This is a genomic window from Achromobacter sp. (assembly GCF_050285565.1).
Taxonomy (GTDB): Bacteria; Pseudomonadota; Gammaproteobacteria; order Burkholderiales; family Burkholderiaceae_B; genus Achromobacter.
This window is the reverse complement of sequence record NZ_JBLZXG010000009.1, coordinates 279,368-302,652: the sequence shown is the minus strand read 5'-3', so window position 1 is coordinate 302,652 and position 23,285 is coordinate 279,368. Positions and strand designations below refer to the sequence as shown.

The 23,285-nt window shown below is 63.4% G+C and carries 30 protein-coding genes and 1 pseudogene; 11 read left to right on the top strand and 20 right to left on the bottom strand.

Annotated elements, in window-relative coordinates:
• Window positions 1–316 precede the first annotated feature (316 nt).
• Together ACN6O8_RS20455 and ACN6O8_RS20450 are read left to right on the top strand one after the other, a co-directional pair.
• Window positions 317–677: pseudogene (locus ACN6O8_RS20455) on the top strand (transposase); the annotation flags it as partial.
• A 304-nt stretch (window positions 678–981) separates the two neighbouring features.
• Window positions 982–2,490 (top strand): DNA cytosine methyltransferase, encoded by a 1,509-nt coding sequence (locus ACN6O8_RS20450; protein WP_427992817.1) that lies wholly within the window; start codon window positions 982–984, stop codon window positions 2,488–2,490.
• A 52-nt stretch (window positions 2,491–2,542) separates the two neighbouring features.
• Here the strand turns inward: ACN6O8_RS20450 and ACN6O8_RS20445 are convergent, their stop codons facing one another.
• The 4 genes from ACN6O8_RS20445 to ACN6O8_RS20430 all read right to left on the bottom strand — a co-directional run bounded on the left by ACN6O8_RS20445 (window position 2,543) and on the right by ACN6O8_RS20430 (window position 7,089).
• A complete protein-coding gene (locus ACN6O8_RS20445) occupies window positions 2,543–3,220 on the bottom strand; it encodes a SinI family restriction endonuclease (RefSeq protein ID WP_427992816.1) in 678 nt (225 codons plus the stop codon).
• Window positions 3,221–3,353: 133 nt separating this feature from the next.
• Entirely contained in the window at window positions 3,354–4,946 is a 1,593-nt protein-coding gene (gene guaA / locus ACN6O8_RS20440; RefSeq protein ID WP_427992815.1) for a glutamine-hydrolyzing GMP synthase, read from the bottom strand.
• A 120-nt stretch (window positions 4,947–5,066) separates the two neighbouring features.
• A complete protein-coding gene (gene guaB, locus ACN6O8_RS20435) occupies window positions 5,067–6,527 on the bottom strand; it encodes an IMP dehydrogenase (protein ID WP_049073345.1) in 1,461 nt (486 codons plus the stop codon).
• A gap of 175 nt (window positions 6,528–6,702) precedes the next feature.
• Window positions 6,703–7,089: a hypothetical protein gene (locus tag ACN6O8_RS20430; protein WP_427992814.1), complete on the bottom strand. Its 387-nt coding sequence runs from the start codon at window positions 7,087–7,089 to the stop codon at window positions 6,703–6,705.
• A gap of 162 nt (window positions 7,090–7,251) precedes the next feature.
• Between ACN6O8_RS20430 and ACN6O8_RS20425 the strand changes: the two genes are divergently transcribed.
• Window positions 7,252–7,545, top strand: a complete 294-nt coding sequence (locus ACN6O8_RS20425; protein WP_427992813.1) for a hypothetical protein — start codon at window positions 7,252–7,254, stop codon at window positions 7,543–7,545.
• Here the strand turns inward: ACN6O8_RS20425 and ACN6O8_RS20420 are convergent.
• From ACN6O8_RS20420 to ACN6O8_RS20350, 15 genes are all read right to left on the bottom strand, one after another.
• Window positions 7,542–8,069, bottom strand: a complete 528-nt coding sequence (locus tag ACN6O8_RS20420) for a hypothetical protein (RefSeq protein WP_427992812.1) — start codon at window positions 8,067–8,069, stop codon at window positions 7,542–7,544. The two genes, ACN6O8_RS20425 and ACN6O8_RS20420, sit on opposite strands and share 4 nt — an antisense overlap.
• Entirely contained in the window at window positions 8,066–8,560 is a 495-nt protein-coding gene (locus tag ACN6O8_RS20415; protein ID WP_427992811.1) for a glycoside hydrolase family 108 protein, read from the bottom strand. The genes ACN6O8_RS20420 and ACN6O8_RS20415 overlap by 4 nt, the downstream gene beginning before the upstream one ends.
• Complete coding sequence (locus tag ACN6O8_RS20410) at window positions 8,557–8,889, bottom strand: hypothetical protein (protein WP_427992810.1); 333 nt, start codon at window positions 8,887–8,889, stop codon at window positions 8,557–8,559. The genes ACN6O8_RS20415 and ACN6O8_RS20410 overlap by 4 nt, the downstream gene beginning before the upstream one ends.
• Window positions 8,886–9,242, bottom strand: a complete 357-nt coding sequence (locus tag ACN6O8_RS20405; protein WP_427992809.1) for a hypothetical protein — start codon at window positions 9,240–9,242, stop codon at window positions 8,886–8,888. The genes ACN6O8_RS20410 and ACN6O8_RS20405 overlap by 4 nt, the downstream gene beginning before the upstream one ends.
• 2 nt (window positions 9,243–9,244) lie before the next feature.
• Window positions 9,245–10,303 (bottom strand): hypothetical protein, encoded by a 1,059-nt coding sequence (locus ACN6O8_RS20400; protein ID WP_427992808.1) that lies wholly within the window; start codon window positions 10,301–10,303, stop codon window positions 9,245–9,247.
• Entirely contained in the window at window positions 10,230–10,904 is a 675-nt protein-coding gene (locus tag ACN6O8_RS20395; RefSeq protein ID WP_427992807.1) for a hypothetical protein, read from the bottom strand. Before ACN6O8_RS20395 ends, ACN6O8_RS20400 begins: the two co-directional genes overlap by 74 nt.
• 73 nt (window positions 10,905–10,977) lie before the next feature.
• Window positions 10,978–11,181: a hypothetical protein gene (locus tag ACN6O8_RS20390; RefSeq protein WP_427992806.1), complete on the bottom strand. Its 204-nt coding sequence runs from the start codon at window positions 11,179–11,181 to the stop codon at window positions 10,978–10,980.
• A gap of 12 nt (window positions 11,182–11,193) precedes the next feature.
• A complete protein-coding gene (locus tag ACN6O8_RS20385; RefSeq protein ID WP_238919395.1) occupies window positions 11,194–11,628 on the bottom strand; it encodes a Bbp16 family capsid cement protein in 435 nt (144 codons plus the stop codon).
• A 26-nt stretch (window positions 11,629–11,654) separates the two neighbouring features.
• Window positions 11,655–12,704: a major capsid protein gene (locus ACN6O8_RS20380; protein ID WP_427992805.1), complete on the bottom strand. Its 1,050-nt coding sequence runs from the start codon at window positions 12,702–12,704 to the stop codon at window positions 11,655–11,657.
• A gap of 10 nt (window positions 12,705–12,714) precedes the next feature.
• The gene (locus ACN6O8_RS20375) at window positions 12,715–13,077 is read right to left on the bottom strand and encodes a hypothetical protein (RefSeq protein WP_427992804.1); all 363 of its coding nucleotides are present in this window, start codon (window positions 13,075–13,077) and stop codon (window positions 12,715–12,717) included.
• A gap of 13 nt (window positions 13,078–13,090) precedes the next feature.
• Window positions 13,091–14,611, bottom strand: coding sequence for a terminase (locus ACN6O8_RS20370; RefSeq protein ID WP_427992803.1), 1,521 nt, complete (start codon window positions 14,609–14,611; stop codon window positions 13,091–13,093).
• Between the two features lie 9 nt (window positions 14,612–14,620).
• Entirely contained in the window at window positions 14,621–15,097 is a 477-nt protein-coding gene (locus tag ACN6O8_RS20365) for a terminase (RefSeq protein WP_427992802.1), read from the bottom strand.
• 40 nt (window positions 15,098–15,137) lie between these two features.
• On the bottom strand, window positions 15,138–15,374 hold the full coding sequence (locus tag ACN6O8_RS20360) for a hypothetical protein (RefSeq protein WP_427992801.1): 237 nt from the start codon (window positions 15,372–15,374) through the stop codon (window positions 15,138–15,140).
• Between the two features lie 274 nt (window positions 15,375–15,648).
• Complete coding sequence (locus ACN6O8_RS20355; RefSeq protein ID WP_427992800.1) at window positions 15,649–17,943, bottom strand: VapE domain-containing protein; 2,295 nt, start codon at window positions 17,941–17,943, stop codon at window positions 15,649–15,651.
• Window positions 17,940–18,179, bottom strand: coding sequence for a helix-turn-helix domain-containing protein (locus ACN6O8_RS20350; protein ID WP_238919383.1), 240 nt, complete (start codon window positions 18,177–18,179; stop codon window positions 17,940–17,942). The genes ACN6O8_RS20355 and ACN6O8_RS20350 overlap by 4 nt, the downstream gene beginning before the upstream one ends.
• 150 nt (window positions 18,180–18,329) lie before the next feature.
• Here ACN6O8_RS20350 and ACN6O8_RS20345 point away from each other — a divergent pair, with 150 nt between their 5' ends.
• The 8 genes from ACN6O8_RS20345 to ACN6O8_RS20310 all read left to right on the top strand — a co-directional run bounded on the left by ACN6O8_RS20345 (window position 18,330) and on the right by ACN6O8_RS20310 (window position 22,817).
• On the top strand, window positions 18,330–18,767 hold the full coding sequence (locus ACN6O8_RS20345) for a hypothetical protein (RefSeq protein ID WP_427992799.1): 438 nt from the start codon (window positions 18,330–18,332) through the stop codon (window positions 18,765–18,767).
• A gap of 227 nt (window positions 18,768–18,994) precedes the next feature.
• Entirely contained in the window at window positions 18,995–19,486 is a 492-nt protein-coding gene (locus tag ACN6O8_RS20340; RefSeq protein ID WP_427992798.1) for a hypothetical protein, read from the top strand.
• Window positions 19,483–19,737, top strand: a complete 255-nt coding sequence (locus ACN6O8_RS20335; RefSeq protein ID WP_427992797.1) for a hypothetical protein — start codon at window positions 19,483–19,485, stop codon at window positions 19,735–19,737. The genes ACN6O8_RS20340 and ACN6O8_RS20335 overlap by 4 nt, the downstream gene beginning before the upstream one ends.
• Window positions 19,734–20,996 carry a DUF2800 domain-containing protein gene (locus ACN6O8_RS20330; RefSeq protein WP_427992796.1) on the top strand — a complete coding sequence of 421 codons (1,263 nt, stop codon included), beginning with the start codon at window positions 19,734–19,736 and terminating at the stop codon, window positions 20,994–20,996. Before ACN6O8_RS20335 ends, ACN6O8_RS20330 begins: the two co-directional genes overlap by 4 nt.
• Window positions 20,993–21,199, top strand: coding sequence for a hypothetical protein (locus ACN6O8_RS20325; protein ID WP_251201341.1), 207 nt, complete (start codon window positions 20,993–20,995; stop codon window positions 21,197–21,199). The genes ACN6O8_RS20330 and ACN6O8_RS20325 overlap by 4 nt, the downstream gene beginning before the upstream one ends.
• A 17-nt stretch (window positions 21,200–21,216) precedes the next feature.
• Window positions 21,217–21,840 carry an ssDNA-binding protein gene (locus tag ACN6O8_RS20320; RefSeq protein WP_427992795.1) on the top strand — a complete coding sequence of 208 codons (624 nt, stop codon included), beginning with the start codon at window positions 21,217–21,219 and terminating at the stop codon, window positions 21,838–21,840.
• 10 nt (window positions 21,841–21,850) lie between these two features.
• The gene (locus ACN6O8_RS20315) at window positions 21,851–22,222 is read left to right on the top strand and encodes a Gp49 family protein (RefSeq protein WP_427992794.1); all 372 of its coding nucleotides are present in this window, start codon (window positions 21,851–21,853) and stop codon (window positions 22,220–22,222) included.
• Window positions 22,223–22,448: 226 nt separating this feature from the next.
• Entirely contained in the window at window positions 22,449–22,817 is a 369-nt protein-coding gene (locus ACN6O8_RS20310; protein ID WP_427992793.1) for an HNH endonuclease, read from the top strand.
• Window positions 22,818–22,822: 5 nt separating this feature from the next.
• Here the strand turns inward: ACN6O8_RS20310 and ACN6O8_RS20305 are convergent, their stop codons facing one another.
• A complete protein-coding gene (locus tag ACN6O8_RS20305) occupies window positions 22,823–23,251 on the bottom strand; it encodes a hypothetical protein (protein WP_427992792.1) in 429 nt (142 codons plus the stop codon).
• Window positions 23,252–23,285: the final 34 nt, after the last annotated feature.

Genomic DNA, 23,285 nt, shown 5'->3' with positions numbered 1-23,285 from the left:
GCTCAAATCGTAGCGTCACGCTGTAATTGTCCGACTCGTAGAATCCCGCTTCTCGCACGGCCACCATGCTCCCTCCGAATAAGTCTTCTTGCACCGACATCTATCCGCCACGATGGTGTACGCCCTGGGTGTGCTGAACTTCTGATTTCCGCTTTATAGTTTTGAATTGCTAACGCCGAGTCCGCGGCCCAGCAGTCGACGCAACACGTGTGCCTCGCCGCACCGTGTACTACAAGACAACGAAGTCGGCGCCGAAGGCCGACGCGAAGCTTGCTGCACCAGTCAAGGCGTTGATCGACGAGTCTCCGTCGTTTGGATACCGGAGCATCCCGCATGGGCCAAGCTGGCGGATCTGCCGGCTACTCCCCCCTGAGCTGCTGGCGTCGGTTGGCAACGGCCCGATGACGGCCGAAGCCATCAACGCCGACTCGCTGACCTTCAAAGAAGGCATTGATCGAGCGTGCGCTCGGTGGCGAGATGAACCATCGCCTGGGCTATGCCATTGTGCCGCCAAGCAGCACAATGGCAAAGGCGCCAAGACAGTGCTTACTGGGAAAGGCCCAGTACGTATCGAGGTGCCGCGTGACCGTGACGGCAGCTTCGCGCCGCGGCTCATCCCGAAGCACGAGCGGCGTTTCACCGGCTTTGACGACAAGATCGTTGCCATGTACGCCCGGGAACCTCGGCGGCGTCTTCTTACGATAGGTATCACGTACAAAATCACGGATACGGGGGCACCTTCAATATCTTCAAGCGTCTTGGATCGCAGTCATGGGCGCCGCTCTGGTAGAACAAGAGATCTAGGACGTTTCCCCCCCCCAAAAGGCTTTTCATCCCACAAAAAGCTCGGGACAGGTTGACGAACAAAAAGCCCCTTAGATCTGACCGCCTATGCCCCCATGGTCGAAAATTTTTGAGGGATGCGGATCAGCACGTTTTGGTATAGAATTGGTTTCGGTATCGAAACCACAACCATACCCAATGACTCTCCCTGATTTTCTGTCAGTCAAAGATGCGGCCACGCGGCTAGGAATTTCTCAACAGCGCGTCCGCTCGCTCCTACGAGCCAATCAACTTGAGGGTCAACGGATCGGCAAGCAATGGCTCGTATCCCCCGCTTCTCTTGAAAGATACAATTTTAATAAGACTGAAGCACCGACTGATCATGCAATACGGCGGTCGGGTCCACTCCCAAAGTTGAAAGCACTTTCTTTCTTTTCGGGTGCCATGGGTTTGGATCTCGGTTTAGAAAAGGCCGGTATTCATGTGCTTCTGGCCTGCGAACAGGATAAGCACTGCAGAAAAACGATCGAAACGAATCGTCCGGATCTGGCATTATTGGGGGACGTCTGGCAATACTCTGCGCAGGACATACGCAAGGCCGCACGACTGTCGGAGACAGATGAAATCGACGTTATTGTGGGAGGTCCCCCTTGCCAGGCCTTTTCCACAGCAGGCGCGCGTCGAGGATTCCAAGACATGCGCGGCAACGTTTTCCTGAAATTCATCGAACTAATACTAGAGCTTCGACCGAAATACGCGGTTATCGAAAATGTCCGCGGCCTACTTTCAGCTCCATTGGCACATCGTCCTCATGCAGAGCGCGGTGAACAGTGGGCGCCTGGCTATGAAGAAAAGGCTGGAGGGGCTCTTCTTCATATAATTCAGATGCTGCGAGCAGGTGGCTACGGCATATCCTTTAACCTATACAATGCAGCAAACTTTGGAGTACCCCAAGTTCGCGAGCGGGTAATTCTTATCTGCTCGCGGGACGGCACAAAACTTCCCCATTTGATGCCAACGCATAGCCAGGACGGGAGTTTTGGTCTTCCGAAATGGAGAACTTTCCGCGACGCTATGGAAGGCATGGACGCGCTTGGTTGCGACCATGTCAATTTCCCGGAGGATCGACTACGCTTCTACCGCATGCTGTCGCCTGGTCAGTACTGGAAACATTTGCCTTTGGAGCTTCAAAAAGAGGCTTTGGGTAGGAGCTTTTATTCAGGGGGAGGCAAAACTGGCTTTTTGCGCCGACTGCACTGGGACAAACCTTCGTGCACTCTTGTAACATCGCCCAATATGCCCGCAACCGACATCTGCCACCCTGTCGCTAATCGCCCGCTTTCAATCCAGGAATACAAGAGGCTTCAAATGTTCCCGGATGACTGGGCACTTGGGGGAAAACTTGTAGATCAGTATCGTCAAGTTGGAAACGCAGTTCCAGTTGGACTGGGTGAAGCCGTGGGCCGCGCTATCTTAGCGCACATGGCTGGTAAAGACGTATCTCCTCCTATTGGCTTCTCGTATTCGCGTTACAAATGCACCGACGAAGTAAGTTGGGAAGTTGCAACCCGGAAGCTTCTAGGTATCACTTCCGAAAGAACAGAACCATTGCAACCATCTGCCTTGACGAAGCGACCGCGATCTAAAGCAAAGACCACAATAAGCTCCGAATCCTCGCAAAGAACACTCTTCGAGGAACCCGCATAACAGAGCACGCTTATTGTTCCTGCTCGTCTTTCTGTTATCGCTTAGCCAAGGTTCACTTCAATTTCCCAAGGTACGCTTTCACAAATTCCTGAAATCCAGCTTCTGAAACTAACGGGCGTATTTCTTCTTCGGGAAAGGCATCCCAATTAAGGTCTCTTCTTCTGGAAAAAGTACGGAACCATTTCTCAATCGTGGTTCCAACCCGAATAGCGGAACTAGAGGAATTCTCAGAATTGTCCCGGTTTTTGACCTGCAGCGATCTCCAGCACTCGCTTGCATCTTGAGGAGGCTTAATGAAATCGACTGCCTTTACTATAGATCCGGAGCACCATATCCATCCCCGAGGTTCCATAATTTCAGCCAAATAACGCTCCAAAAGCTCACCGACGAGGTTTTCAGCCCCCATTGACAACTGGTGCTCGCGTTTTACTCTATCAAGCTCATTTTCGGCAATATTGAAGTAGCTGCCAAGAATTACAGATACCATCTCATCCGGCACAGTGGCCGGCGGTAACGGCACACGAGGCGCTCTCGCCGCTACAAAACTGTCAGCCTGCAATTCGATATAAGCTTCAGATCCAGGCTCCACACCCCTTCGCCCCCGCATTGCTGACGCCGCCTCGGGGTTCATTCCCAGAAATCTGATCAAACTCGCGTACTTATCCGCCAATCTCGGTTCAATCCGATTCATCGCCCGTCGCGCTATGGCTTCCGCGTTTGATACGAACATCTTACTAGCTCCCGTGTTAACGGGTAGAAATGTAATTGATTGGGTTTTTTGTTACAAGCTTTTTTAATCCGTATATTGCGCACGAGCTGCAATGAGATAGCCTGCTTACGACAGGCCATCACCACACGTCAACTCACTCCCACTCAATCGTCGCAGGCGGCTTGCTCGAAACGTCATACACCACCCGATTGATCCCCCGCACCTCATTGATGATCCGCGAGGAAATCCGAGCCAGCAACGGATGCGGCAGCGGCGCCCAGTCCGCCGTCATGAAGTCGAACGTCTGCACCGCGCGCAGCGCCACGACATACTCATACGTCCGCCCATCGCCCATCACCCCCACCGACTTCACCGGCAGGAACACGGCGAACGCCTGCGAGGTCAGCTCGTACCAGGTCAGGCCGCTGGCCTCGTCCTTGGTATTGCGTAGTTCTTCGATGAAGATCGCGTCGGCGCGGCGCAGCAGTTCGGCATATTCATGCTTGACTTCGCCCAGGATGCGCACGCCCAGGCCCGGGCCCGGGAACGGATGGCGGTAGACCATCTGCGGCGGCAGGCCCAGGGCCACGCCCAGTTCGCGGACCTCGTCCTTGAACAGTTCGCGCAGGGGTTCCAGCAGCTTCAGGTTCAGCGTGTCCGGCAGGCCGCCGACGTTGTGGTGCGACTTGATCGAGGTGGCCTTGCCGGTCTTGGCGCCGGCCGATTCGATGACGTCGGGGTAGATGGTGCCCTGGGCCAGCCATTTGGCGCTTTTCTGCTTGCCGGCTTGTTCCTGGAACACTTCCACGAATTCGCGGCCGATGATCTTGCGCTTGGCTTCGGGGTCGGCCACGCCGGCCAGCTTGCCCATGAATTGCTCGGTGGCGTCGACGTGGATGATCTTGACGCCCATGTTCTCGGCGAAGGTCTGCATGACCTGCTTGCCTTCGTCCAGGCGCAACAGGCCGTGATCGACGAACACGCACGTCAATTGATCGCCGATGGCCTTGTGGATCAGGGCCGCGGCCACCGACGAGTCGACGCCGCCGGACAGGCCCAGGATGACTTCGTCTTCACCGACCTGCTCGCGGATGCGGGCGACGGCTTCGGCGACGTAGTCGGGCATGTTCCAGTCGCCCTGGCATTCGCAGATCTCGTTGACGAAGCGGGCCAGCATCGCCTTGCCCTGCACGGTGTGCGTGACTTCGGGGTGGAACTGCACGGCGTAGAAGCGGCGATCTTCGTCGGCCATGCCGGCGATGGGGCAGGACGGCGTGGAAGCCATCAGCTTGAAGCCCGGCGGCAGCTCGGTGACCTTGTCGCCGTGGCTCATCCAGACCTTGAGCATGCCGTGGCCGTCGGCGGTGGTGAAGTCTTCCAGGCCTTCCAGCAGCTTGGTGTGGCCGTGGGCGCGGACTTCGGCGTAGCCGAATTCGCGGTGGTCGGAGAAGCTGACCACGCCGCCCAGTTGTTGCGCCATGGACTGCATGCCATAACAGATGCCCAGCACGGGCACGCCCAGCTCGAACACGGCGTGCGGCACGCGCATGGAGCCTTCTTCGTAGGCCGATGCGTGGCTGCCCGACAGGATGATGCCCTTCAGGCCCTGCGCCATCTGGTCGCGGATGAAGGCATCGTCGACGTCGCCGGGATGCACTTCGGAGTAGACGCCGGCTTCGCGCACGCGGCGGGCGATCAGTTGGGTGACTTGCGAACCGTAGTCGAGAATGAGGATGCGCTGGTGCATGGAGACTCTACCGGTAATGAATGAAACCGCAGTAAATAAAACCGCACCGGCAGACCCGCTGACTGATTTTGCGGTTCTGCCGGTGCGTGATGCATGACATTGTAGTTGACTGTACGGGGATCAGTCGGCGCGGTAGTTGGGCGCTTCCTTGGTGATCTGTACGTCGTGCACGTGGGATTCGCGGACCCCGGCGGAGGTGATTTCCACGAACTCGGCTTTGGTGCGCATGTCGTCGATGGTGGCGGCGCCGCAGTAGCCCATGGAGGCGCGGATGCCGCCGACCAGTTGGTAGATGATGGCCAGCACGCTGCCCTTGTAGGGGACGCGGCCTTCGATGCCTTCGGGGACCAGCTTGTCGGCGTTGTTGGCCGGGTCCTGGAAGTAGCGGTCGGCCGAGCCTTCGGTCATGGCGCCCAGGCTGCCCATGCCGCGGTACGACTTGTACGAGCGGCCCTGGAACAGCACCACTTCGCCCGGCGCTTCTTCGGTGCCGGCGAACATGCCGCCCATCATGCAGGAGAACGCGCCGGCGGCCAGGGCCTTGGCGACGTCGCCCGAGTAGCGGATGCCGCCGTCGGCGATCAGCGGCACGCCCGTGCCTTCCAGCGCCTTGGCCACTTCGGAGATCGCGTGGATCTGCGGCACGCCGACGCCGGCCACGATACGGGTGGTGCAGATCGAGCCGGGGCCGATACCGACCTTGACGCCGTCGGCGCCGTATTCCACCAGCGCGCGCGCGGCGGCGGCGGTGGCGATGTTGCCGCCGATGACTTCGACCTTGGGGTAGTTCTGCTTGACCCAGCGCACGCCTTCCAGCACGCCCTTGGAGTGGCCGTGGGCGGTGTCGACGATCAGCACGTCGACGCCTGCGGCGACCAGCTTTTCAACGCGCTCTTCGGTGTTGCCACCGACGCCGACCGCGGCGCCGACGCGCAACTGGCCCTGGGCGTCCTTGCTGGCCAGCGGGTGTTCGGTGTTCTTGACGATGTCCTTGACGGTGGCCAGGCCGCGCAGCTCGAAACCGTCGTTGACGATGAGCACGCGTTCCAGGCGATGCTTGTGCATCAGGGCCTGCGCTTCGTCCAGCGTGGCGCCTTCCTTCATGGTGACCAGGCGTTCCTGCGGCGTCATGATGTTGCGCAGGGGCTGGTCCAGGTTCTCTTCGAAGCGCAGGTCGCGGTTGGTGACGATGCCGACCAGCTTGCGCCCTTCCACCACCGGCAGGCCCGAGATGCCATGCTGGCGCTGCAACGCAATGGCGTCGCGCACTTTCATCTGGGGGGTGACGGTGACCGGATCGATCACGATGCCGAATTCGTGGCGCTTGACGCGGGCGACTTCACGGGCCTGGGCGTCGGCGGACAGATTCTTGTGGATGATCCCGATGCCGCCTTCCTGGGCCATGGCGATCGCCAGGCGGGATTCGGTGACCGTGTCCATGGCGGCGGACACGAGGGGGATGTTCAGGGAGATGTTGCGGGTCAGGCGCGTGGCCAGGGAGGTGTCGCGCGGCAACACCTCGGAATACGCGGGCACCAACAACACATCGTCGAAGGTGAGCGCTTTTTGAACGAGACGCATGGGTAACTCCGGGCGCAAAGCAAGATTATACGCCGCCGGCCTGTTTTGACTAGGTGTTGACCCTAGGATTTTTTTGTAGTTCTTTATTTATCAACAACTTACAGCGGGCGCTCATTACCCATTTTGCCCTGTTCTGTACCGTACTGGCCACAGAAGTCCCCCGAAACTACCCCGCCTAATTGCAGAATAGGGTCGCGCCGATCTGGTTGCACACCGCACTGCCACCGTCGCTGCCATTCACGAATGTTGATCCCCCGATCGTGTTTGCTGACCACGTGTAGCCGGTGCTGTCGCTGCCGAACGTGGTTCCCCCGATCGTGTTCGCGTTCCAAGTGCGACCGTCGCTGTCCGAACCGAATGCGCTGCCGCCAATGTGATTCTGCGTAGCCGTGTACCCGTTCGAGCCGTTGACAAAGGTCGCCCCGCCGATGGTGTTCGCGGTGTAGCTATTCCCGCCGGCGTCTGTGCAAAAGGTCGAAGCGCCGATCGTATTGCAGGTCATCTGAGCCATCGCGGGCATGGCGACGATGGCCAGGACAATCGCGAAAAGGATAGAACGCATGGTGGACTCCATGGCAAAGGGGCATTTAACTGTAACCGAATACGCGGGAACAGTGGCGGCCGATGTCTCGCAACGCCCAACCCCGGCCGACTTGTGGCAGCTCTCCTGAAATGGCCCCAATTATTGCGGAATATACTGGATGTATAACCAGTCATTTCAGCCATGCCGTTCAAAGACCCACTCACCGTCGAGCAGCTGCGCGCCATCCGCGAGCGCCAGCCCTGGAACCCCGATGTGATCGCCCTGCTCTGGGAGGTCAAGCGCCTGCGCTCGGTGCTGCTGCGTCTGCACCAGGTGTCCGGCGACCTGAAACGGCCGCCCAGCCTGATGGGCCAGATCTACGACGACCTCATGGAGGGCCTAGCCGTGGAGCCCTGTGTGATTGAGCGCGACCAGGATGTCGCCCAAATGCTGGAAGAGCCGCGCAAGCTGCGTAAGGGTATGGCGCCGCGCTAGGGTTTCACCTTGGCCAGCAGCTCGGACTTCTTCTGGCCGCCGGCGGTGCTGCCGAAGTAGTAGGCGATGATGCTGGTCCAGGCGGTGCCCAGCGAGCCCAGCAGGATGTAAAGCGGTTCCTTGCTGGCGGCCGGGATCTCGGCGAACACCATCACCGAGAGCATGCCGAAAAAGCCGGCGGTCACCAGGTAGGCCAGGATGCGCGGCGTCCAGTCCTGGCGCTCGACCTCGCGCTGCCGTGCGTTGGCGCGGTCTTCGGCCTCGATCTTGGCCAGGTCGGCCTCGCTCTTGAACCCGAGTTCCGCCATGCGCGCGGCGAAGTCCTGCTCGGCCTTCCTCAGCTGCGCGAGGACATCCGGATTGGCGGTGGCCAGCTTCCGGGCGATTTCGGCGTCCGATGCGTTCGGCCCCAGGCCCAGCGCCTCGGTGATCGCCGCCACGGCACCGCCAGCGAGCGGGCCGCCCAGGGCGGTGGCCAGCATCGGCGCCAGGTTGCCGAGCGCGCCTCTCCAGTCGAAGGTCATGACAGATCCCCCGCGGCGTACCGCAGATTGGTGACGACACGCCGCGACCAGCCCTTGCCGAAACTGGGCCACGTCTTGAGGTCGGTGTAGAACTGCTCGCGCTCGGCGTTGAACAGAATCAGCAGCGCGGCCGCCGGCGCGGCTGCCACCGCGGCCAGGGTCTTCGGCCCGATGACCCCGTCGCCTGTCACGCCGGCGGCGCGCTGCAGGAACTTGGCAGCCTGCCCGGCGCCGTGGTTCACCGCAGCATCGAAGACCTGGAACGCCACCGAGAAGGGCATCGAGTCGGCGCGCACCTTGTCCCAGTACTGCGCGCGGTAGATGCTCTTGGCGACGTCGCGCGGCAGCTCGCGCATGGGGCCCGTGTAGCCATTGGCGCGCGCCACCGCGACGGTTATGCCCCACATGGTTTCCCCACCTGGGTCGTCGGGATGGTTGCTGTAGCCGCCCTCGTGGCCGATGAGGCGATCGAATGCTGTGTCGAATGTCATTTGAGGTAGTCCTTTGCGCTGCGCACCAGCATCAAGATCAGGCCCACCAGCATGGCCCAGGTGCTTCCCTTGATCAGGTGGGTCAGCACTTCTCGGCGGATCTGCTGGCGCTGCTCTTCGCGCGCGATGAGCAGCTCGTGGTAGCGGCGATGCCCGTCGAAGTCTCCGGCGGGAAACGCGGTCTTTACCGCGGCGGACAGCGCCAGCATTTCCTTGCGATTGGCCTCGTGCTTCGCATCGCTGTCGCGCTGGGCCTCGGCCTGCATATCGCGCAGCGCCGTGAGAATCACCTTGGCGTCTTCGCCCAGGCCCGGCGGCTCCGGGATCACGCCACGATCTCCGCTGCCGCATTGAACAGTGCCTGCAGCTGTGCACCAGACCAGCCGAGCGCGGCCGCGCCGGCGGTCATCGTCGGGCTGGCGATGGAAAACTCCGTCGCAGTTTCTAATGCCAGCTTGTGCAGCGGATCAGTACCCGGCGCGTTCGCCCAGGCGGTCACGTCATCCAGCAGACCGGCCTGCATGAGCGCGGCCAGGGCCTGGAAGCGTGACACCGTGAACGCGATCGCTGCCGGCGGGATATCGGCCTCGTCCATCCATTCCCCCGGCCCCTCCTGCTGCAGGGCGAAGTCTCCAGGCAGCCGATTGCCATTCTCGTCGTGTCGAACCCAACGCATCACCATGTCTAGTCCCCGATGAAGTCGATCCAGCCGACTGTGGAAAGATAAAAGCCCTGCGTTATCAAAGTGGTCGCGCGCGCGGAGACCCCACCGCCTGCGCTGGTCTGCACCGCCACACGGGAGTACTGTGAACCGGACGACGAAACAACGTCGCCAACTGTCCCGGGTATCCCTATGGCGCCGGGCTTGAACATAGACACACCTACCGCGGCGCCAGAAGCAAGGCTCAATGCGAACTCCCCAAGCACCTCCACCCCCAGGGGCGTGCTAACTGCGAAGGTTGAGCCGGTAGACACGTTCGTCACACCAGCATTGCTCACGTCTGATCGACGGTCTTGGTAGTACGTGCGGGCCCCAGACTGGAACATGGTGACCAAGTTGCTGGACCCGTCCGTCAGGACCGACCAGATGCGGCGATACGCCAACCAGTCCGCCGGCCGATTTGCGGCAATCGGGCTCGTATCGAAACCGACATCCACGGCGCCCGTGGTGGGGTTCAGGATCACGAAGAGGTGATACCACGTGTTCGCGGCCCGCGCGCCAGTGAAGAGGCCATTTTGGCCCGTGCCGGCGGCCCAGCCCCCGGACGCCTGCAGCGTCTTGGTCATGGACGCAGCCAGCAGGATGTCGCAATCGTTGGCCGCCGCGCGCCAGCTTCCGGCCGGCACGGTCGCCGAGGTGGTCGTCTGCGTGCAGTCGCCTTGGGCGCGGAACCGCCGCGGCAAATTGTTGGGCACATACCCGGACGTCAGCCAGCGCCAAACGCCCGCGCCTGCGACGAAGATATCGCCGACGTTGCTGGTCGGCAAAGACCCCGGTTGATACACCGGCAGCCCGGCGTTCGTCTGGGCTTGCAGTGCATAAAACTGCGCAGAGTACAAACCGCCGGAGACAGGGCCGCCAAGCTTCGTGGCCCAGTCTTTAGCCCTGTCTTCCGCAAGCTCGGCGCCTTCTTGCGCAGCTTGCGCGGCGTTAGCGCTCGCACGTGCTTCAGCCAGAACCTCGTCGAGATATTCGGTGGGCGAGGTCGAACTCGATACGCCAACGCGCACAGTGCGAGTCATTTCCTCGGCGAGTTGTTGCGTTTGAATTGCGAGACGATCTAAGCCGTCCTCGATTACGCGGGGGTACCGGCCCAGCCAAGTACGATGCCAACAGGCGCGATAGCGCGTCGACCATCAGCGGGGAAAACTTGGTGGTATCCCGCATTCGGCGGGTGTACCTCAAAACGGCCTGCGCCTGGTTCGTGTACAGCAGCGGGCGGTTGTTCGCGTCCGTCTCGACACAAAACTCTTGGGGCATGTACCGCGCCGCGCCGCCGACAAGGCGCGCCCCGGGGTAGCCGATCTCACTCGCATCCCTGAGCGAGGCGCTGTAGTCGTCTGTGGCGTCCGGGGGCAACACCGCGATCGCTCGCAGGCATTCCGTGGGTAATTCGTAGCAGAAAGCCCAAGAAGACCATTGGGACGCAACCTGTGCCAGCACCGCCCTGGTGCTGGCGAAGTTCCAGTCGTGGGCCTCCAACACAGCATCGCGCGCGATGGGGTAGAACCGCGAGCAGTGCTCGGCCTGGGCGCTGCCTTCGGGAGGATCGATGCTCGATACGGTTGCATCGTCACCGATATGCGCGAGCGCCAGATTGCAGATATCGACGTCTGAGGCCATAACGAAGCTCCAAGATAAGAACGGGGGCCGAAGCCCCCGTCTTCACGCCTTCGGAATCGAGGGCGGCGCGCCTTTAGGCCAGGTCGTCGGACGCACCTTGAGTCCGATTTCGGCCGCCCGCGGAACGACTGGCCGGCTTGGCGTCGTCACTGTGATCTTCGACGGGCTTGAACCAGCTCGCTGTTTCACCGTCGGCGACCTCGAAGATGTCGCCGGGTTGGCGCAGTTGATGGCCGTCCTTGCCGGCGTAGCCGAGTGCGGTAGCGATAACTTTCATGGCTGAGCTCCTTTACGCGACGGTGAAGCCGCTGGCGTACGGGACGTTGGCTTGCACGTCCTTGGTGATGTACGCACTGACCGTGCCCGCGGTGGTGGTGGCCCCGGCTACGCGGTACACCAGACGCAGGTAGCGTTCCAGGCCGATCGGCAGGCGGTACTTGAAAATCTCGGCGTTGGCCCCCAGGGCGGCCGGCGCCAGCGCGCCGGTGATGGGGAATTCACGCGGCGACGAGAAGCTGACGTTGTCGTCCGTTTGCAGGACAGCCTGCACCGTGGCGCCAGCGCCGACGACAGCCGTACCGATGCGCCCGTAGAGGTACAGCGGCTCGCCGATACCCACGTCATGGGCCGCGCCCGTGTCATAGACGTTGGTCGAAACGACATCGCCCGCGGCCGCCGCGATGGATTGACCTTCCGAGAAGGTTTCTTGAGTGTCCAGGATCATGATGGTTCTCCGTTTCGCGTGGACGCTTAGACGACGCGGGCTTCGGTGGACAACAGCGCGTCCACCGTGCGCACCGGCACGCCCAGAAAGGTCGTGGTGCCGTTGCCGACGCTGCCCGGCGACACATCGCCGAATTGGTTGACCGCCGGCTGAATGGCCAGGGCGGTGTTCGACTTGTCCAGCGCGGCGATGGACAGGAATTCCTTGACCGTGCGGTTGCAGTAGAACGCCGCGGTACCCATGCCCATCTGCGGGATGCGGGCCATGGCGCGAATCATCAGCTTGATGATCGCGGTGGAGGCTGTCGGCGCCTGCGTGCCCGTTTGGCCCACCAAGTCAGAAATGTCCACGTTGGCGATTCGCACGGCGTAGCGCCAGTCGCGGACCGTCAAGCCGCACTTCCACTTCCACAGGTCGGCCAGTGCGCGGAAACGCGCCGGAGGGGTCTGGGTGTCGAACGCGTCGATCTCGCCCAGATCCTGGTGCGTCAGGCCCGCTTCCGACCCCTTGGGGTAGATGCCGGTCACGGTGTTCTCGCCCCACAGCACCAGCCAGATCGACGTGTTGTCGCTGCCAGTGCCTCCGCCGTCGACGATGTTCACGCCGTTGGGCGCGGAGATCGACGAGTAGCGCGGGGCCAGACCCATGAAGCGTTCAGGATTGGCGGCCGTGTCGTTGTAGAACAGGGCTTGGGTGAAGGCCTGGTTCATGCCTTCCACTTCAGCCTGCGCTTCCGACAGGCGGAACGACTCGGTATTGCCGTTCAGCGCCGCCAGATCGACGTCGACTTCGTTGCGCGCCTCGAGCATGCCGGTGGCGTCATCCACCTGGGCGCGCAGCGATTTGGTGGGCTGCACACCCTGGTACAGCTTGCGCCAGGTGGGGGTGGGCAGGCCGGTGCGCACGGTGGTACGGTGGCCCGTGGGCAGGTTGCCCTCGATCCAGCGCATGTCTTGCAGCACTTCGTTGGATTGGTTCAACAGCTCGATCACCGAAGCGGTGGAGCCGTTCGGGTCGATCGACTTGGCGAAATCCGTCAGGGTGACGGCGCCGGGGCGGGACGGGAGGGTGGCCATGGACGGCTCCTTATTGCTTGCGGTAAAGGTTGTTCGCCAGGTCACGCTTGGCCGGTTGGCCGCCGCGGTCGCCAGCGACGAACGTGTCGCTACTGATCGCCTTGCCGACTCGGACCATGAACCGGATCAGTTCCGGGTGGTTTCCGGTGCCGGACTCGTTGAGCAACGAGCGCAATTCCGGGGTGCCGAACGTGTCCAAAGCCTGTTTGGCCACCGCCAGGTTCTCGGCCAGGGCATCCCCGCCGTACTCCTTGTCGGCTTTGGCCGTACTCGCCCACTCCTCGCGGAGCTGCGAGATGGCCTGGGCCTGCTGGTCCTGCCACTTCTGCATCAGCTTGGGGCCGAGATCGGCAACACGCTGGCGGGCTCGCACATATCCGTTGTTCCTATCGATTCAGATTTGCGTACGGATCGTAGGCGGCGGTTTTGCGGGTATGCGCACCCGGGATGTCATCGATTCGCGCCGTCTCGCGCAGCGCCAGGATGTAGGCACTCGCCCAGTCGGGCGACCGTCCGATGCGTTTGATGATGTCCTTGCGGCTTTCGACGTAGATCGTGCGGCCCTGCAGCCGCCATACCGGCGCACACAGGTCGACGAGCAGTTGACGGTCCGGTGGCAGCGCAATGCCGTTGTCCGCGACGGGGTCCAACGCCTCGCGCATCCGCCACCAGTCGTGGCTGCGGGTGTTCGCGAAGGTCAGCCGGCCGGATTTGTCCGTACCGGGCGCGGCCTCGGCGCCGTTGATGCCGAGCACGTGCTGGCCCGCCTGCACCAGGAAGTCGTAGGGGCTTGCGCCCACGCCGACGACATCGATGTGGATCGGTGCGCGGTCGCGAACGGCGGCGATCGTAACGCCGGCCACGCTCGGACCGTCCGGGGTGGCCTTGCCGGCGTAGGCCAGAGGTTCGTCGAACCACCAGCCGTGGCGCCGCGCGAGGATGGTGTTGTCGCGGCCGCCACGCGCCACGTCCACGCCCACGCTGTCCATGCGGGGTTTGTTGTGCATCGGCTTCCAGCGGGCCTGGGCGGCCTCCACCCAGGCGGTGGGGATGACCTGCATGGCGTCGTCCTCCATGCCGGCCTGGAAGTCGCCGTACAGCATCTGCGAGCGCAGCGGCTCCGGCAGCGATTGGAGGGTTGCCATGTATCCGGTTCCCATCAGGTACGGGTTGTCGCTGACTCGCGACGGGATGAAGGTGCGCGACAGGGGCGTGATCAGGTCGCCGTTATGCGTGAATGGCGTGCCGTCGGCACACTCGACGTCTTTGCCGTCGACGGTGGCGAAGTAGCGCAGCTCGCCCGGCTGAGCCGGGTTTGGGTGCTTGGGGTCGAGCCAAGGCGCAAAGAAATCGATGATCCACCGCCCTTCGGCGTTGGTGGGCGGGTTGAACGTGAGGAGAGCCTGGCAGCGCTGCGTCGGGTCGACCGAGCGCAACCACCCCAACAACGCCCTCACCTGCCCTTCGAGAAAGTTGGCGGCCTCGTCGAAGACCAGCAGGTCGTGCGGCCGGCCCTGGTACTTGTTCCAGTCGTCGGGGTTGGGCGTCGAGCCGAATTCAATCTGCCGCGCCGGCAGTCGCCAGATGCGCTCGGCGCCGTTGTAGCCGTCGCGCCCGCCCAGGAGCTCGGTGAAGCGATCGACGATGCCCGTCAGCTGGGTGGCCTCACGACGTAGCACCAGGATCTTCTGGTGCGCGGTCAGGGCCTTGCCGCACGCGAGGTCGGTCTTGCCCCCGCCCGCGGCGCCGCCGTACCCGATGATTGTCGCCATCGAGTCATAGGCCATCATCTGCGGCCCGGGCAGCGGCCGCCAGATGGTCTTGTCCTGCGCCAGTATGGCCTCGACCTCGGCGCGCTCGGCCGGGGTCAGGTAGCGCAGCAGTTTCAGGATGTCGGCCGCGTTCACGCCGCGCCCCTACACCAGGTCGGCCCCGGGCTCGTCGCGCGCTTCCTGCGCTTGGCGCGCCTGCGCCACGGCGATGAGCGCGGCCAGGCGGCCTGCGACCTGCGAGTCGCTCATCTGCACCGGGCCGCCACCAGCGCCCGTCAGCTCGAGGCCGGTCTTTTCCCGGTACTTGGGGTCATGCGCCTTGAGCAGAAAAATCGTCAGCGTGTCGCTGTACTCGCGGATCGTGCCGCACTGCAGGCCTTGGTGAAACACGGGCTTCTTCGTGCCATCGAATGCGCGGCGAAACGCTTCGTCCTCGAGCAGGCCCATCCCCACGCGCTTGGCCTTCTCCCAAGCCGCAGCAAACTCCTCGTCCTCGTCGCGCCACTCGTAGACCGTGATTCGCGCCACGTCGATTGCTTTTGCTGCGCGCGATACGTTCCCCGTTTCCGCGAGGGCAGCGAGGAAGGCGATCTTTTTTTCAGGTGTCAGCTTGGTGGCCATGCTCGGGACGGTAATTTCCGCAGCCCGAGTTATGCGCACCCTACCCTTCGACCGTCTTCCAAGCGGTCGGGGTCGTTACCCGTCGCCTGTAGTTCACGATGTCGCGCACGTTGCGCACGCTGGTGTCGAACATCTTCGCGAGCCGCTTGTACCCGATCCCCTCATCCTCGCGCAGCTGGCGCATGAGCTCAACATCGTGGTCGGTGAGCGTGGCGCGTTGGTGGTCTTCGCCGACCCGCACACCGCGGTCGTTCACCCCTACCGTGATTCGGGACATGGCGCCCCTCCTGATCGTTCGGCCACTCGCGCCAGCGGGAATGCGCAAAAATCTACGAGTTCAGCATGGGACGGATGGGACGGATGGGACACCCAGTTTCTCTCTTTACCTTTTTCCCCCCTATTCTTTCGCGCGATTAAGGTAAGAGATTTATATGTCCCATACGTCCCAACACCCCGCAAACCCTTGTTTTTATTGGGTTTAGCATGGGACGGATAGCGGCCATTCTCATCCGTCCCGATACGTCCCATCCGTCCCGAGTGCGGCGCGCCCATCACACTAAATCCGCAAAATCTTGCGAGTTCGTAGAATCCTGCGAATACGCAATTCCGTACACCCAGGCCCGGCACCGCTTACCGTTGACGTACGGACGGCCAAGCGCATAATTTTGCGACTTCAGAATCGCCGCGACGCGCCTCTCTTCCCCCTTCTTGATGTTTTTTGCGTCAAACCCCAACGCCCCGATCAGCACCTCGTGCGTCTGGACTACCATCCGGCGACCCGCGCCCGGCCCCGGTTCGCCACCCACGACATCGAAATCGCCAGCGGTCAGCCACTGTTCCACCACGGGCGCCCACGAATCGCTGATCTTGTGTTCGCCGTGCACATCGCGCGCCAGCGTCTCCGCATCGCGCCAGTCCACCCCGGCCGCCTGGAACATGGCGCACCCCTCGGCCCACAGCTGCAACCGATCGCGCTCGATTGCCTCCACGTCCACCAGGCCCTCGACCACCGCCGGCAACCAGCGCCGTTCGCCCGTGTCGTCCGACAGGAACTCGCCGACGTTGGCCGTGCCAATGAAGAGGTTGCGCCGCGGGAAGATGGTGTTGAACTCCTTGTAGAGGGGCCTCCACTCTTCGTGCCGCCGAGTGATGAACGCCTTGATGGCCTCGGCGTCGCGCGAGTACAGCCCCTTGAGTTCGGCCAACTCGATGACCAGGCGCCCGCGCATACGGCGGCTGGCCTCGGCATCGCGGTCTGCAAGATCCATCTCGGCGAACAGCTCGGGCCAGGGCACCATGGCGGCCACGCCGGAAGACTTGCGCGCGCCCTGGGGGCCGATCAGCACCGGCACCATGTCCGCCTTGGCGCCAGGCTCAAGCGCCCGGCCGGCCAGCGCCGACCACATGTACCGTGACACGGCGCGCGCGTAAGGCGTGGCTTTCACGCCACAGTACCGCTCCAGGAACGTCTCGACGCGCGGCACGCCATCCCATTCCAGGCTGCGGGCCCATTCGATCGCCGAGTCGAACCGGTTCTCGATGGCCACCAGCCACACTGCGTCGCGCAAGGCTTCCTTGGTGATCTTCTTGAACCCGCCGCGCTCCATGAAGATCTGCATGCGGGTGTAGTCCGCGTCCTCGAACTGGCGCCACATCTGCGACGCGTAGACCGGCGCGGCCATGATCTCGGCTCGGAAGTCGTCGTAGGCCAGTACCACGTTGCAACAGCGTGGGTCACGCGCCGCCATCGTGAGGTTATCGATGGTGGCCAGGATGTTGCCGTGGTCGTCCCGCTTGAAGGGCGGCATCGGCGCGGCGGGCCGGCCGTCCGGCGTTCGCGGCGCCTCCACCACTTCGAAGTCTCGCGCCACCAGCTCGGGCGGCTCCTGCCAGCCAGCCTGGCGCGCCATGTGCAGCACCGTGCGCACCGTCACCGCGTCCGGCCTGCCGCTGTCGATGTAGGGCCAGACGCGGTTGTCCAGAAAGTCGGGATCGTACTTATCGCTGCGCGCGCTGAACTGGTGCGCGAGCTCCAGACCGTAGTCGGCGCCGGCGGTCGCGTGGTGGATGGCGAAGATGACGTCGCGCCACTGGTCGTAGTCGAGCGCCGCGCCATCCTCGTTGGCGATGGCGCCTAGGGCGCTCGCAAGCACCGCGGCGTCCGCGTCGCCGGCCGGCACCAGCGCCGCGCTGCGCTCGGGCTTCTCCAGCACCGGCACGGGCGCCGACAACGGCCAGTCCATGCCCACCAGGTAGTCGCGCGGCAGGTCGTCAAGGTCGAACGGATCCAGCGGCACGCTGGCGCCGGCCAGCGGCAGGATGAACATGTTGCCGAAGCGCTTCTTCTCGGTGCCCACGGCGTCCTGCTTGGGGAACACCTCGACTTGGCCGTCGGCCACGCCCTTGGTGCCCGGCGCCAGGCCGGCCGCGGCCAGCGCCGCGCGCAGCCACGCCCGCACGCTGTACGCGTCCTGGGGCTCGGCCCACAGGCAGTACAGGTGGATGCCATGGCCGCCCGAGGAGCGGAACGCCACCGGCCGGCCGCCCTGCGCCTCCAGCGCGCGCGCGACACGCAGGGCCGTGGCCTGCATTTCTGGCCAGGGCGTGTCGCCCTTGTGGCTGTCGAAGTCCAGAACGCCCAGCATCGTGACGGACTCGCCCGGCCGGATTGGCGCCGCGCCATAGGCCGGGCCGCCGTTGACGTGCTGCGCGAGGCGCGCGTCGGTCAGGGCCTCGTCGACCCGGCGCGGACCGTCGTCAGTTTTCTTCCAGCACACATCGCGGCGCACGCGGTCGACGATAGGCCCGAGCGCCGCGACCAGCGCCTGCTTGTCGGCCTCGGTCATACGCCCACCGGCGCCAGATCCAGCATGCCCACCGGCAGTTTCAGCTGGCGTTCGATGCGGCGCGCGGTGCGCTCGCTGATGTTGCGCTCGGGATTCTTGCCGATGAGCTGGGACACGTAGGACTGGCCGACCCCCAGGCGCCGCGCCAGCGCGTCCTGGCCGCCTTCGGCCTCAGCGATCTTGCGCAGGTGGGTCAGCCGGGCCGCGTACACCGCGGCCAACGGATCGTCGTTCATAAGGTCGCTCCAATGGTCAGTTTGCTAACGCAGTTTAGCAATCAGCCATATTTAAGGGCAAGGCTACATTACGTATTGCTTATCTTTCGCACGGATGTTACTGTCGCGGCCTAGTGTTAACCCCACAACAACCGGCCCGAGGAAACACCCATGAATCAAGAGACTGCCCTCACGAAGCAACGTCGACAGAACCTGCGAACCGTCCTCGAAGAGCAAGGTGGTCCGGCCAGCTTTGCTAAAAAACTGGGTCAATCGGGCCCGTCGTTTCTGTCGCAAATGGCCAACGGCCACCGGGCCATCACAGAGAAAACCAGCCGGCGCATTGAGCAAGCCGCCGGTAAACCCGAGTACTGGATGGATCAGCCCCACTCATCGGTTGGCGGCATCGCGCCCCAGGCTACCGTGCACACGGACCCGAGCTTCGTAGGTGGTGCGGTGAAGGTTGTCGCAGAGATACAACAAAGCCTCGGCGTGTCGCTTTCTCCCGACAAGTACGGCGAAGTCGTGAATCTGGTCTATGAGCACGCCCAGCGCGGCGGCGCCATTGATCGCGACTACGCCACGCGCCTGCTGAAACTCACTATGTGAGTGCGACACGCCCATGGGCGCGCCACGGCGTGTAGTGCAAAACTAGGTCAGGGGAAGCGCGCGCCAACGTAGCGTGTATGTCCCTGAAAAAGAACCCGCTCCGGCGGGTTTTTCTTTGCAGCACAGATTAGCACTTGCGAAATTTCTGCGATATTTCCATTGCCCAAAAGTGTACTGTTTGCTAATCTACAATCGCAGTCACCGATATCCAATCAGGAGCACACAACATGAATTTCGGAATCACCGTCGAACGTGAGATTGCTCACGCCAAGGTCGTCTTCACCGCCATGCTGAGCACGGCGGCCGAAGCCCTCGAGACCGCCACGCAGTTGGCCACCGGCACTGCGCCGGCGCCCTCCAAGGCCCAAGCGGAAAAAAAGCCGGAACCGGCGGCCACCGCCGCCAAACCTTCCACGGAAAAGCCGACCCCGGATGCGTCGAGCAGCTCGGGCAGTTCCTCGACCGAATCGAAGAACGACGCCGAAGCCGGGGCAGGTAACACGTCGGCGGCGCTGGACTACGACGCCGACATCAAGCCGCTGGTGCTGGCCATCGCCAAGATCAGCCGCGAGAAGGCCGAGGCACTGCTGCAGCGCTTCGGCGTACAGTCCGCCAAGGCGCTCAAGCCGGACCAGTTCGCCGATTTCAAGGCCACGGCCGAGAAGGTGATCGACGGCAGCTACGACCCGGTCGCGTCCGACGAAAAGGCCCTCGCATGAACGGCCGCAAAGCTCGCGCGCTGCGCCGGGCCGCACGCCGCATGACGGCCGGCCTGCCCTCGCACAAGCTGGTCAGCGAGGTCGGGCGCCAGGTGGCCGTGCCCACCGGCAAGCTGGATGCCAAGGGCAAGCCGGTCATGGGCTTTGCCGAAGTGGTCGGCACCGCGCGCCACGCGCCGACCTGCACCCGCGCCGTGTACCAGAAGCTCAAGCGGGTGTACGGCCACACCAACCTGGGGGCCCTGAAATGACAGAACCCGCACACGCCACCCTCTCACCCTCGGGCGCCGAGCGGTGGTCTACGTGCCCGGCCAGCGTTCAACTGGAGGCCGGCTATCCGGACTCCAGCAGCGACTACGCCGACGAGGGTACCGCCGCCCACGCAGTCGCCGAGATGGCGCTGCGCGAGGGCAAGTACGCCACGGCCTACAAGGGCCGGCGCATCCCGGTGCGCGCAGGCAAGACCGTCGAGGTGACGGCCGACATGGCCACCGAGGTGCAGAAGTACATCGACTACGTGCGGGACGTCGCCGCCGGCCATGAGCTGCTACTCGAACAGCGTCTGGATATCAGCCGCTGGGTGCCCGAGGCATTCGGCACGTCCGACGCGGTCATCCTGCGCGAGGATGGCGAGCTGCACGTCTGCGACCTGAAGTTCGGGCGCGGCGTGAAGGTCGACGCCGAAGAGAACAAGCAGATGATCCTGTACGCCCTGGGCGCGCTGGATCAGTTCGCGGTCCTGATGGACTTCGGGCGCGTGCGCATGACCATCCATCAACCGCGGTTGAACCACGTCAGCGAGTGGGCCATCACAGTCGACGAGCTGCGCGAGCGCGGCGCACGCCTGAAGGAGGCCGCCGACCGGGCGTACCTGTACGTTGGCAGCGAAACGCCGCCCGTGCCGTCCGACTTCGGCCCGTCCGAGAAGGCGTGCCGCTTCTGCAAGGCGAAAGCGACCTGCCCCGCGCTGGCCCAACGCGTCCAGGACGAGATCGGCAGCGATTTCGAGAACCTGAACGCCTGGGCGGGATCGGACGAGCAGAAAGCCATGACCCTGAAAGCGCTATCCCCCAGCACCCCCGAGGCCCTGGGCAAGGCCATGCAGGCAATCGACCTGATCGAAATCTGGTGCAAGGGTGTTCGCGGCGAGGTAGAGCGCCGCCTGCTGCTGGGCGAGCCGATCGAAGGCTGGAAGCTGGTCAAGGGGCGCGCCGGCCCTCGCAAGTGGACCAGCGAACAGGAGGCCGAGGACCTGCTCAAGTCGATGCGCCTGAAGGCGGACGAGATGTACGACAAGACGGTTATCAGTCCGACCATGGCCGAGAAATTACTCAAGGACACCCCGCGCCGCTGGGCCAAAGCCCAGGCGCTGATCACCAAATCCGAGGGCTCGCCCAGCGTCGCGCCGGCATCCGACAAGCGGCCCGCGCTGGTCATCCAGCCCGCGGCGGACGACTTCGACGATGTCACGACCAGCGCCGGCACCACCGAAGGGGCCGACCTCGTATGAACACGATCCGAGTGCACGCCGACCACTCTCTGCTGGCGTCGGCGCCGCGAGAACACAACGAGACAGCAGCCAGCGTGCTGCCGCTCGAGTACCGGTTGGCGCTGCAGTCGGCCGCCGGCGTCAAGAACCCCCACCAACGGGCCAAGGCGATCGCCAAGGCCACCGAGCGCGCCAAGCGCGCGCACCCCGAGTTTTTCCGCTAATTCACAGGAGTAACACCATGAAAGTCGTCTTGAAGAAAGTCCGCATCGCGTTCTGCCAGTCCCTGCTGGTGCCGGAGCAGTACCAGAACAAGGGCCCGTTCCGTCACAGCTCCAACTTCCTGATCGTGCCCGGCTCTGAAAACGACAAGGCGGTGTGGAATGCCATTCATAGCGCCGCCGCGGCGGTCTTTGACAAGCGTGCAGCAGCCCAAGTGGAAGCTCTCAAGGGCAACAGCAACAAATTCTGCTACATGAACGGCGACATCAAGGACTACGACGGCTATGCCGGCAACTTCTACTTGGCCGCGCACCGCAAGGCCGAGGACGGCGCCCCGCTGCTGATGGACCGCGACAAGTCCAAGCTGATCCGCTGGGACGGCAACAAGGATGTTCCCATCCTCGACGCCGACGGAAAGCTGCAATGGGCCCCCGGCAAGGAAGGCCGTATTTACGCCGGCTGCTACGTCAACGCGAGCGTCGATATCTACGCGCAGTCGGGCGAAAACAGTGGCATCCGCTGCAGCCTGGTTGCGGTGCAGTTCGATAGTGATGGCGACTCGTTCAGCGGTGCCACCAAGTCCACCGGCGACGAATTCGAAGACCTGGGCGACGGCTCGGCCGCTGGCGACGACCTGGCTTAAGGGAAACGCAATGAACAACACCACCTCGCCGCGCACCGATGACGTCGGCATCGAGCAGGAAATCCAGGCCAAGGGCAAGACGGCTCCGCGTGTCACGCCCGCCGACATCGAGGCCAACATCATCGGTGAGCACTACTTCACGGCGGCGGATGGCCTTGATGGGGGCATCGTGGCGGGCTACGCGTACCCCGGGCCGCTCGATCTGCTTACCTTCTGCGTGCTGGTGCTGCGCAACGGCTTCACCGTCACCGGTGAAAGCGCGTGCGCCAGCCCCGAGAACTTCGACGCCGAGATCGGCCGCAAGATCGCACGCCAGAACGCGGTGCAGAAGATCTGGCCGCTGATGGGCTACGAGCTGCGCTCTCGCCTGGCTCAACCCTGATCCCCCAAACCTCACGGCGCCGCAGTCCCGGGCGTCGTGCGATAGCGGGGGCTTCCCATCCTCAGCCGTGCCCAGGACCACACGGCGCCCACGCCCCGGATCGCTACCCAGCTCCGCCCGCTCTTGTTGATTTACGGCGCTGGTGAGTTCGCGCAATCCGTTGGAAGCCGGCAATAGAAATGGCGGCAATCCGGGGCATGGCCCACCCACTTCGAGGACCGATTCCGTGGCATCGCCGTACGCAAGCCTGGCCGAGCGCATCCTGGCCAACACCATGATCTCTGACGAGCTGTTCCACAACGGCACGCCCTGCTGGCTCTGGACCGGCGCACGCAACGCGTCCGGCTACGGAAAGATGAGCATGCGGTTCAAGAAGGGGCCGCGCAAGGGCAAGGTGAAATCCGCACTCGCGCACCGTGTCGCCTTAGTCGAGATGGGTGGCCGGCGCCTGAACAGCAAGAGCGTGGTGATGCACCTGTGCAACAACCGCCTGTGCTGCAACCCCGCCCACCTACAGGGCGGCACACAGCGCAAGAACGTCCGACAGTGCGTGGCCGAGGGCCGGCACTTCACCCCTTTCAGGAAAGCAGCATGACCGCCCTACCCCGCACAGTACTTGTCCGCGATGAGGGCCTGCAGCACGGAGTTGTAGCCTTTGGCCGCCACCTGCGGATTTGTCTCGACGTACGTGATGTAGGCGCTGGCGACCTGCTCCGGCGTGGCGCCTTCCAGACACTTGCGCGCCGCGGCCAAGACCGGCATCACGCGCTGCCTGAAACCTTCGGCGCCGGCGGCGCCCGCGCTTTCGAAGGCCTGCTGGTCCAACGTGAACGCGCCGATGACGCCGCGATAGATTCCCTGGCGGTAGCCGTCCAGATAGCTCGAGATCACGGCGCGGCATGCCCCCGGCGCGGCGCCCGGGGCGGCTTCTGCCTTGCACTGCTGGGCGACGTATCCGGCCGTGAGGCCGCTCGCCTGCGCAACGCCGGCCACCAGGCCCAACAGCAAGACCAAACCTGCGCGTTTCATGGGCGTCCCCGGTCTGTGGTGTTGCAGCCGTTTT

Coding starts and splice junctions, on each gene's coding strand:
- ACN6O8_RS20430 (WP_427992814.1), bottom strand. CDS start 7,089: ATGCGTTCTATCCTTTTCGCGATTGTCCTGGCCATCGTCGCCATGCCC.
- ACN6O8_RS20390 (WP_427992806.1), bottom strand. CDS start 11,181: ATGAAAGTTATCGCTACCGCACTCGGCTACGCCGGCAAGGACGGCCAT.
- ACN6O8_RS20365 (WP_427992802.1), bottom strand. CDS start 15,097: ATGGCCACCAAGCTGACACCTGAAAAAAAGATCGCCTTCCTCGCTGCC.
- ACN6O8_RS20380 (WP_427992805.1), bottom strand. CDS start 12,704: ATGGCCACCCTCCCGTCCCGCCCCGGCGCCGTCACCCTGACGGATTTC.
- ACN6O8_RS20305 (WP_427992792.1), bottom strand. CDS start 23,251: ATGAAACGCGCAGGTTTGGTCTTGCTGTTGGGCCTGGTGGCCGGCGTT.
- ACN6O8_RS20350 (WP_238919383.1), bottom strand. CDS start 18,179: ATGAACGACGATCCGTTGGCCGCGGTGTACGCGGCCCGGCTGACCCAC.
- ACN6O8_RS20415 (WP_427992811.1), bottom strand. CDS start 8,560: ATGACATTCGACACAGCATTCGATCGCCTCATCGGCCACGAGGGCGGC.
- guaB (WP_049073345.1), bottom strand. CDS start 6,527: ATGCGTCTCGTTCAAAAAGCGCTCACCTTCGACGATGTGTTGTTGGTG.
- ACN6O8_RS20355 (WP_427992800.1), bottom strand. CDS start 17,943: ATGACCGAGGCCGACAAGCAGGCGCTGGTCGCGGCGCTCGGGCCTATC.
- guaA (WP_427992815.1), bottom strand. CDS start 4,946: ATGCACCAGCGCATCCTCATTCTCGACTACGGTTCGCAAGTCACCCAA.
- ACN6O8_RS20360 (WP_427992801.1), bottom strand. CDS start 15,374: ATGTCCCGAATCACGGTAGGGGTGAACGACCGCGGTGTGCGGGTCGGC.
- ACN6O8_RS20315 (WP_427992794.1), top strand. CDS start 21,851: ATGAACAACACCACCTCGCCGCGCACCGATGACGTCGGCATCGAGCAG.
- ACN6O8_RS20335 (WP_427992797.1), top strand. CDS start 19,483: ATGAACGGCCGCAAAGCTCGCGCGCTGCGCCGGGCCGCACGCCGCATG.
- ACN6O8_RS20320 (WP_427992795.1), top strand. CDS start 21,217: ATGAAAGTCGTCTTGAAGAAAGTCCGCATCGCGTTCTGCCAGTCCCTG.
- ACN6O8_RS20330 (WP_427992796.1), top strand. CDS start 19,734: ATGACAGAACCCGCACACGCCACCCTCTCACCCTCGGGCGCCGAGCGG.
- ACN6O8_RS20425 (WP_427992813.1), top strand. CDS start 7,252: ATGCCGTTCAAAGACCCACTCACCGTCGAGCAGCTGCGCGCCATCCGC.
- ACN6O8_RS20385 (WP_238919395.1), bottom strand. CDS start 11,628: ATGATCCTGGACACTCAAGAAACCTTCTCGGAAGGTCAATCCATCGCG.
- ACN6O8_RS20450 (WP_427992817.1), top strand. CDS start 982: ATGACTCTCCCTGATTTTCTGTCAGTCAAAGATGCGGCCACGCGGCTA.
- ACN6O8_RS20325 (WP_251201341.1), top strand. CDS start 20,993: ATGAACACGATCCGAGTGCACGCCGACCACTCTCTGCTGGCGTCGGCG.
- ACN6O8_RS20420 (WP_427992812.1), bottom strand. CDS start 8,069: ATGACCTTCGACTGGAGAGGCGCGCTCGGCAACCTGGCGCCGATGCTG.
- ACN6O8_RS20340 (WP_427992798.1), top strand. CDS start 18,995: ATGAATTTCGGAATCACCGTCGAACGTGAGATTGCTCACGCCAAGGTC.
- ACN6O8_RS20395 (WP_427992807.1), bottom strand. CDS start 10,904: ATGGCCTCAGACGTCGATATCTGCAATCTGGCGCTCGCGCATATCGGT.
- ACN6O8_RS20445 (WP_427992816.1), bottom strand. CDS start 3,220: ATGTTCGTATCAAACGCGGAAGCCATAGCGCGACGGGCGATGAATCGG.
- ACN6O8_RS20400 (WP_427992808.1), bottom strand. CDS start 10,303: ATGACTCGCACTGTGCGCGTTGGCGTATCGAGTTCGACCTCGCCCACC.
- ACN6O8_RS20345 (WP_427992799.1), top strand. CDS start 18,330: ATGAATCAAGAGACTGCCCTCACGAAGCAACGTCGACAGAACCTGCGA.
- ACN6O8_RS20405 (WP_427992809.1), bottom strand. CDS start 9,242: ATGGTGATGCGTTGGGTTCGACACGACGAGAATGGCAATCGGCTGCCT.